Source organism: Psychrobacter coccoides, from assembly GCF_017498085.1.
GTDB lineage: Bacteria > Pseudomonadota > Gammaproteobacteria > Pseudomonadales > Moraxellaceae > Psychrobacter > Psychrobacter coccoides.
Map to the genome: position 1 here is coordinate 1 of NZ_JAGBKM010000039.1, position 7,759 is coordinate 7,759.

Here is a 7,759-nt window from a genome sequence, read left to right on the forward strand (position 1 = left end):
TAACCTGAAGATTAGCCTTTTAACGACATTGTTGTTATCCCAAGGGCTAGTCTTCAAAGTAAAGAGAACTGAATCAAGCGTAAACATAGGTGATATCGTTATAATTGCTGACAAATAGACCCTTTGGGGTTGTATGGTCAAGTAATTAAGCGCACATGGTGGATGCCTTGGCAGTCAGAGGCGATGAAAGACGTGACAGCCTGCGATAAGCTTCGGGGAGGCGGCAATATCCTGTGATCCGGAGATTTCTGAATGGGGAAACCCACCTATCATAAGGTAGGTATCTTATACTTTGTATAAGAAGCGAACGAGGGGAAGTGAAACATCTCAGTACCCTTAGGAAAAGACATCAATTGAGATTCCCCCAGTAGCGGCGAGCGACCGGGGAGAAGCCGATTAACTTTAGAATAGAAGAACAGCGTGGGAAAGCTGACCATAGTAGGTGATAGTCCTGTATTTTAAATTCTAGAGTTAACATATTAAGTAGAGCGGGGCACGAGAAATCCTGTTTGAAGATGGGGGGACCATCCTCCAAGGCTAAATACTCCTGACTGACCGATAGTGAACCAGTACCGTGAGGGAAAGGCGAAAAGAACCCCTGTGAGGGGAGTGAAATAGAACCTGAAACCGTGTGCGTACAAGCAGTGGGAGCCCACTTGTTGGGTGACCGCGTACCTTTTGTATAATGGGTCAGCGACTTATATTCTGTAGCAAGGTTAACCGTTTTGGGGAGCCGTAGGGAAACCGAGTCTTAATAGGGCGAATAGTTGCAGGGTATAGACCCGAAACCGAGTGATCTATCCATGAGCAGGTTGAAAGTGCCGTAACAGGCACCGGAGGACCGAACCCACGTATGTTGAAAAATGCGGGGATGACTTGTGGATAGGGGTGAAAGGCTAATCAAACTCGGTGATAGCTGGTTCTCCCCGAAAGCTATTTAGGTAGCGCCTCGGACGAACACCATTGGGGGTAGAGCACTGTTTCGGCTAGGGGGTCATACCGACTTACCAAACCGATGCAAACTCCGAATACCGATGAGTGATATCCGGGAGACACACGGCGGGTGCTAACGTCCGTCGTGGAGAGGGAAACAACCCAGACCGCCAGCTAAGGCCCCAAATTCCTAGTTAAGTGGGAAACGAGGTGGGAAGGCATAGACAGCTAGGAGGTTGGCTTAGAAGCAGCCATCCTTTAAAGAAAGCGTAATAGCTCACTAGTCGAGTCGGCCCGCGCGGAAGATGTAACGGGGCTCAAACTAGGAGCCGAAGCTGCGGATTTGAAAATTGTTTCAAGTGGTAGGGGAGCGTTGTGTAAGCCTGTGAAGGTGTGTTGTAAAGCATGCTGGAGGTATCACAAGAGCGAATGCTGACGTGAGTAACGATAATGGGTGTGAAAAGCATCCACGCCGGAAGATCAAGGGTTCCAGTCCAACGTTAATCGGGGCTGGGTGAGTCGACCCCTAAGGCGAGGCCGAAAGGCGTAGTCGATGGGAAATCGGTTAATATTCCGATACTTGTTTATGATGCGATGGAGGGACGGAGAAGGTTATGTCAGCCTGGCGATGGTAGTCCAGGTGAAAGGATGTAGGTTTATAGCTTAGGTAAATCCGGGCTATTATATACCGAGATCTGACAGCAAGCTGTACTTGTACAGTGAAGTGGCAAATACCAGGCTTCCAGGAAAAGCTTCTAAGCGATAGTCATAAACGAATCGTACCCTAAACCGACACAGGTGATCAGGTAGAGAATACCAAGGCGCTTGAGAGAACTCTGCTGAAGGAACTAGGCAAAATGGTACCGTAACTTCGGGAGAAGGTACGCTGCTGGTGGTGATAGGACTTGCTCCTTGAGCTGCTGGTAGTCGCAGATACCAGGCTGCTGCAACTGTTTATTAAAAACACAGCACTCTGCAAACACGAAAGTGGACGTATAGGGTGTGATGTCTGCCCGGTGCTGGAAGGTTAATTGATGGGCTTAGCGTAAGCGAAGGTCTTGATCGAAGCCCCAGTAAACGGCGGCCGTAACTATAACGGTCCTAAGGTAGCGAAATTCCTTGTCGGGTAAGTTCCGACCTGCACGAATGACATAATGATGGCAGCGCTGTCTCCAGCAGAGACTCAGTGAAATCGAAATCGCAGTGAAGATGCTGTGTACCCGCGGCTAGACGGAAAGACCCCGTGAACCTTTACTACAGCTTTACATTGAACTTTGACCTGACTTGTGCAGGATAGGTGGGAGGCTTTGAAACCGAGACGCTAGTCTTGGTGGAGCCATCCTTGAAATACCACCCTGGTCATGTTGGGGTTCTAACTCAGGCATAACGGTGCCGAGGACAATGTATGGTGGGTAGTTTGACTGGGGCGGTCTCCTCCTAAAGAGTAACGGAGGAGTACGAAGGTGCGCTCAGAACGGTCGGAAATCGTTCAAAGAGTATAAAGGCAAAAGCGCGCTTAACTGCGAGACCCACAAGTCGAGCAGGTACGAAAGTAGGTCTTAGTGATCCGGTGGTTCTGTATGGAAGGGCCATCGCTCAACGGATAAAAGGTACTCTGGGGATAACAGGCTGATACCGCCCAAGAGTTCATATCGACGGCGGTGTTTGGCACCTCGATGTCGGCTCATCTCATCCTAGGGCTGAAGCAGGTCCTAAGGGTATGGCTGTTCGCCATTTAAAGAGGTACGCGAGCTGGGTTTAGAACGTCGTGAGACAGTTCGGTCCCTATCTACCGTGGGCGTTGGAAATTTGAGAGGATCTGCTCCTAGTACGAGAGGACCAGAGTGGACGAACCACTGGTGTTCGGGTTGTCATGCCAATGGCATTGCCCGGTAGCTACGTTCGGATGGGATAACCGCTGAAAGCATCTAAGCGGGAAGCCYACCTCAAGATTAGATTTCCCTAAAGAGCCGTTCAAGACTAGGACGTTGATAGGCAGGGTGTGGAAGCGCAGCGATGTGTGGAGCTAACCTGTACTAATTGCTCGTTTGGCTTGACCATACAACACCCAAGTGGTTTGTAATTATCTATTGAGTGACAATTATGCGTCTGTCACGCACCTTCAATTACTTGAAGGTCCCTTGACAGACAAAACGCACAATGGTTATTCATAGAATGGTAAGCATTATATCGATATCACCGTTATCCTTGATTCAGTTAGGATAAGTGATACTTAAGTCAACTAAGTAAAACACAGACTCATATCTAACCCCCTTTGCTGACGACAATAGCACGATGGCACCACCTGATCCCTTCCCGAACTCAGAAGTGAAACATCGTAGCGCCGATGGTAGTGTGGCTCCGGCCATGTGAGAGTAGGTCATCGTCAGCTCTCTATTCCCTAAAAGCCCCCCAACTTGATTGTTGGGGGGTTTTCTTTGTCTGCGTGTTTATGAGAATATTTTAATTTATATTGTCGATACGTGATATTGATGTTAAATTTACTATGTAATGAATTACTAAGTAGAAAAAGAAATGTCATACGAACCTACTATCAAAAAAAACCCTAGACAGCTAACTATAGATCAGCACTTTCATACTGCCCATGCTATTTCTATGTTTTATAATTCTGACAATAAAGTAGAGGTTAAGGATCTTTCTTCTGGTGAAATAATTAAAAGACATAAGCGAGCAAAAATTTTTTGCACTAAACGTACTTGGGATCAACGAGCTGAAGCTGGTTATATGGTTCCTATAGAAAAATATTTTCATGAAGAAATTGATAATATTAAAAGTTTCCAAAAAAGGAATCATGAAGCAATTTCGAAGTATTGTCTTTTATGGCGTTTAAGACACAAGTATCATCTTAACAATCAACAAGATGCGGTTCTGAATGGGATTTCTGGATCTAGTTTAACTAAAGAGGAAGAAGAGATAATAGAAAGCAAACATGGTATTTTTTTAAGAGAAAGAGGAGTCATAGCTTCAAGATTTTCATCTGGTTCTCAGATACAAAATAGTTTATATCAAGATTGGTGTAACTGTAGTCATTTCACATGGGGGTTAATTGAAGCTACCGAAGGCGAGTTTCTAGTCGCGGACGGTTACAGTGACTTTGCATTTATTCCTATTTCCCCTAAATTTGCTTTTTATGCTGGAGAAGTCGATCAAAAGATAGATAGAAATATACTAATTGAGTTAAATAAAGAGACAGTAAGACGAGCTCAAGAATTTTATTTTGCTCGTAAAATTAGTGAATGTCCGATTACTAAATAGTCCTAAGTAAGCGAAATAATTATTCGCTGTGTTCAAGAATGTTTGTTAATGCAATTTATTAATGCAACCGTTGATCTTTCTTATTGAGAAAATAAATGGACGAAAAAAATAAAGCTTCTTGGGAGCGGGCGCTTCATCCTGATACGCTTAAAAAAAACATTATTACTGCCTCTATATTTTCAATGGCTTTTGAAATGCTCAAGAGCAGTATTATTGAAAAAATAAAAGGCTTTTTTATAGATGGATTTGATGAAAACGGCATAATAGTTAGCTCAGAGTATAAAGAAAAAGTGCTTTCACTCAATAGAAGTTCTCTCTACGCATCGCTAAAATGGCTACAAAATATTAATGCTATTGATGATAAAGATTTAGAGAGCTTCGAGCGTATTAAAAAGTGTCGTAATATATTAGCTCATGAAATGCTTTCGTTTGCCTCATCAGGTGTAGATTTTGATGTTTCAGAAGTATTTAGAGAAATGGTGGAACTATTAAGAAAAATAGAAATTTGGTGGTTTGAAAACTTAGAAATGGCAATAGATCCAGAAACTTATCCTGAAGATCTTGATTTAGAACAGGTTGTACCTGGTCCTGTATGGAGTATTCAAATGCTTATTGATATCGCACTTGGACCAGAAGAAGAGGCGCGCAAATATTACGATTACTTCGTCGACACGCAGATAGAACTTAATGAGTTAGTTAAGTAGATATTTTTATAGCTCAGTATTTGCGTTATGAACTATTAGTTTTATTGGAAACTAAGTAAGAAACTGCTTAGCTTATCGTTAAAATATTTAGAGTTTATTGAAACAACTCTCCTGTCTCAACCACTTCCTCAAAATCAAATCCCAACTGCTCGCCTTTACGCTGTCTCATCTGCTCGATACGCTGGCTGCTTGCGTCCAACGATCAGCCGTAGCACATCACGACGCTGTTCAGTGGTCATATCATGCCATAATTGACGCTCAGGTCGACTGCGCAGGCAGCCAAAGCAATAGCCTTTTTTGTTGCTTGTGCAGACGCTAATACAATGGATACAGAAATCGATATTGCAGGTACGACGACTAAAGTGACCAAAGTCATGACAGCTGATCCCGTACTCATCAATGAAGTAGATGTGATCATTACCAAGGCAGCTTGTGATGTGTGAAATAAGCTTTGCCGTCAGCCCGATTTAATTAATTTTATCTCACTTTCTTAAATAATTTTAGGTTTGGTTTAATAGACGGAATAGAATTAGCTTAAAAGCAATAGAGCTTGCCAAAACTGAATTCTGGCAAGCTCTATTGCTTTTAAAACGACCTTCAAATATGAAGTGCTTTTATATATAGGATACCCTAAAAACTAATCAACTAGACATAAAGCCTAAATCTTGGTTCTTATTTTTGCTCAAGTTCTGGTACACCATCTGCCCAAACATCCCAGTTATTAACGATATGATCGACAGTTCTTGATCCTACCAATACTATATTCTCCACGGTTTCTGCAAAGCCACCAGCGGTTTCTCCTGGAGCTGGATCTAGGTGTTGAAGAGTAGTCTCATTTGGATGACCTTGGTCAAAGTTCACCGCACCACGTAAGCTCATTAAGCGCTCAGTTCCTACGGTTCTATCTAGTACTTGTGCTATGGCAGCGGCCTCCATTTCAGTGATCACGTAATCATCTGCGTCATACAGCTCAGTGATGTATTGAGCTTGTTTTGACAAGCCTGGACCATGAAAAAACGTATCTCCTGTCATATGAGTTCCTACCGTTATGGCGGGACTACGTCTTGCCTCAGCATTTGGATATCTCATTCGATAGTCATTAGCTTCTTTTGAGTCTTTTAAAGAGACTGACTCACTCAAATGTAGGTTCCATTGAAGCAATTCAGGGTTGAGTTGATAGCGACGAATATCTTCATAACCTTTGCGAGGTGTAAAAGTAGGCGCGCCTTTTTCACCTTCTTCTGCTTTCCAGCGATGGCCTAAATCATAATCAACCAGCCATGATGCCCAGCTGACATCTCCTATCGTGCCTTTATTAGGTGGTGTGCCTGCTACGCCGCTTAGAATGAAATAACTCTTTGTAAAGTCAAATTTAGGTGAGAGTGTTATTGCTTGCATCGATGCTGAAGATCCTACTTTACCCATGCCTAATACTGACCCACAGACACCTTCAGAATTACAGTAGACTGGGCTATGGGCGCCTGTCACCTTTATGGGCTTGCTATCGGCAAAATACTGCTCATACCAATGCTGAAACTCACCGGCTTTATCTCCGCTGTTCTCCCCAATTTCAAACATTGCTGCGATAAATACTTTTACTGGGATCTTATCTTCATGAGTTTTGGCTTGTGCACTGCTGCAGAACATCATGATCATAGTGTAAATACCCCACTCTTAACACAACATCATCGTAGAATAATTAAGCCACCTGCCTGTACTCAGCAGGTGTCATATCATTAAGTGAATCATGGGGTCTTTCAGTGTTATAAACCTTGATCCATTCCTCAGTAAGCTTACTGACTTCATTTAAATCATTGAATAAATAACAATCCAAAACCTCATTGCGGTAACTGCGATTAAACCGTTCAATATAAGCATTCTGATAAGGACAGCCAGGCTCGATATAATCAATATAGATGCCATGAGCTGATGCCCAATCAGTAAATATGCTGGATGTAAACTCACTGCCGTTATCCACACGAATTTGCTTAGGATAGCCATGCCACTCGGCTAGCTGGTCAAGGTAGCGAATTACTCGGAGTGAAGGCATACTGGTACCAATATCAATGCCTAATACTTCACGGTTGTAATCATCAATCACATTAAAGGTTCGAAAGCGAATATTGTTGTGCAGCTTATCGCTCATAAAGTCCATAGACCAAGTATGACCCAATGCGTTTGGCACACTTAGCGGCTGGGGATTACGTGTTGGTAGCCGTCTTTTAGACTTACGGCGTAGGTTTAAGTTTAACGCTGTATAAACACGGTGTACTCGCTTATGATTCCATGAATAGCCAAGCTTGCGTATACGCTTAAAACACTTTGGGAAACCCCAACGATTGTGCTTGTCAGTAAGCTTGTTTAAGACATCGATAATCTCACTATCATCAGATAGTTTAGATTTATAGTAGTAAGCAGTTCGACTCATGCACACGACCTGACAGCTCAATGCAATACTGACACCATACTGCGCCTGTAATTCTTGCGCCCAGACTTTGCGCTCGGGTACAGGCGCTATAGCTTTTTTATGATATCTTCTTGCATTTGCGCTTTAAGGCTTAAATCAGCATACATCTGTTTGAGTCTACGGTTTTCTTCTTCAAGCTCTTTTAAGCGTTTGACGTCAGAGGCTTCCATACCACCATACTTGGAACGCCATTTATAGAAAGTCGAGCTAGCAATCCCGTATTTACGACACAGCTCTTTAGCAGGTATCCCAGCTTCTGCTTCTTTTAATATCGATACGATTTGGGTCTCAGTCATTCGTTTGCTCATATCAAAACTCCTTATGGGTATTTTATAAGAAATTCTACGTTTGAGCTGTGTTAGTTTAGGGGATAGTTACA

5 protein-coding genes and 2 rRNA genes are annotated in these 7,759 nt (G+C 43.1%); 4 read left to right on the plus strand and 3 right to left on the minus strand.

The features are described 5' to 3' along the window. Positions 1 to 135: 135 nt before the first annotated feature. The 4 genes from J3492_RS12770 to J3492_RS12785 all read left to right on the plus strand — a co-directional run bounded on the left by J3492_RS12770 (position 136) and on the right by J3492_RS12785 (position 4,913). Positions 136 to 2,994 (plus strand): 23S ribosomal RNA (locus J3492_RS12770). Between the two features lie 216 nt (positions 2,995 to 3,210). Continuing rightward, positions 3,211 to 3,325, plus strand: a 5S ribosomal RNA gene (gene rrf / locus J3492_RS12775). Positions 3,326 to 3,468: 143 nt separating this feature from the next. Further along, on the plus strand, positions 3,469 to 4,209 hold the full coding sequence (locus J3492_RS12780; protein WP_207992407.1) for a hypothetical protein: 741 nt from the start codon (positions 3,469 to 3,471) through the stop codon (positions 4,207 to 4,209). A gap of 95 nt (positions 4,210 to 4,304) precedes the next feature. Beyond that, positions 4,305 to 4,913 carry a hypothetical protein gene (locus tag J3492_RS12785; RefSeq protein ID WP_207992408.1) on the plus strand — a complete coding sequence of 203 codons (609 nt, stop codon included), beginning with the start codon at positions 4,305 to 4,307 and terminating at the stop codon, positions 4,911 to 4,913. A gap of 155 nt (positions 4,914 to 5,068) precedes the next feature. Here the strand turns inward: J3492_RS12785 and J3492_RS13465 are convergent, their stop codons facing one another. The 3 genes from J3492_RS13465 to J3492_RS12800 all read right to left on the minus strand — a co-directional run bounded on the left by J3492_RS13465 (position 5,069) and on the right by J3492_RS12800 (position 7,688). Continuing rightward, the gene (locus J3492_RS13465) at positions 5,069 to 5,254 is read right to left on the minus strand and encodes a DUF1289 domain-containing protein (protein ID WP_341534148.1); all 186 of its coding nucleotides are present in this window, start codon (positions 5,252 to 5,254) and stop codon (positions 5,069 to 5,071) included. A 331-nt stretch (positions 5,255 to 5,585) separates the two neighbouring features. Further along, positions 5,586 to 6,563 carry a purine-nucleoside phosphorylase gene (locus J3492_RS12795; protein WP_207992409.1) on the minus strand — a complete coding sequence of 326 codons (978 nt, stop codon included), beginning with the start codon at positions 6,561 to 6,563 and terminating at the stop codon, positions 5,586 to 5,588. A gap of 49 nt (positions 6,564 to 6,612) precedes the next feature. Continuing rightward, positions 6,613 to 7,688 (minus strand): IS3 family transposase gene (locus J3492_RS12800; protein WP_424108382.1). Its coding sequence is split into 2 segments (ribosomal slippage): positions 6,613 to 7,439 and positions 7,439 to 7,688, totalling 1,077 coding nucleotides; the frame shifts between segments, so codons are not numbered across the junction. Positions 7,689 to 7,759 lie beyond the last annotated feature (71 nt).

What these genes read in the sequence shown, in the direction of transcription:
- J3492_RS12780 (WP_207992407.1), top strand. Translation starts at nt 3,469, where the DNA reads ATGTCATACGAACCTACTATCAAAAAAAACCCTAGACAGCTAACTATA.
- J3492_RS12785 (WP_207992408.1), top strand. Translation starts at nt 4,305, where the DNA reads ATGGACGAAAAAAATAAAGCTTCTTGGGAGCGGGCGCTTCATCCTGAT.
- J3492_RS12795 (WP_207992409.1), bottom strand. Translation starts at nt 6,563, where the DNA reads ATGATGTTCTGCAGCAGTGCACAAGCCAAAACTCATGAAGATAAGATC.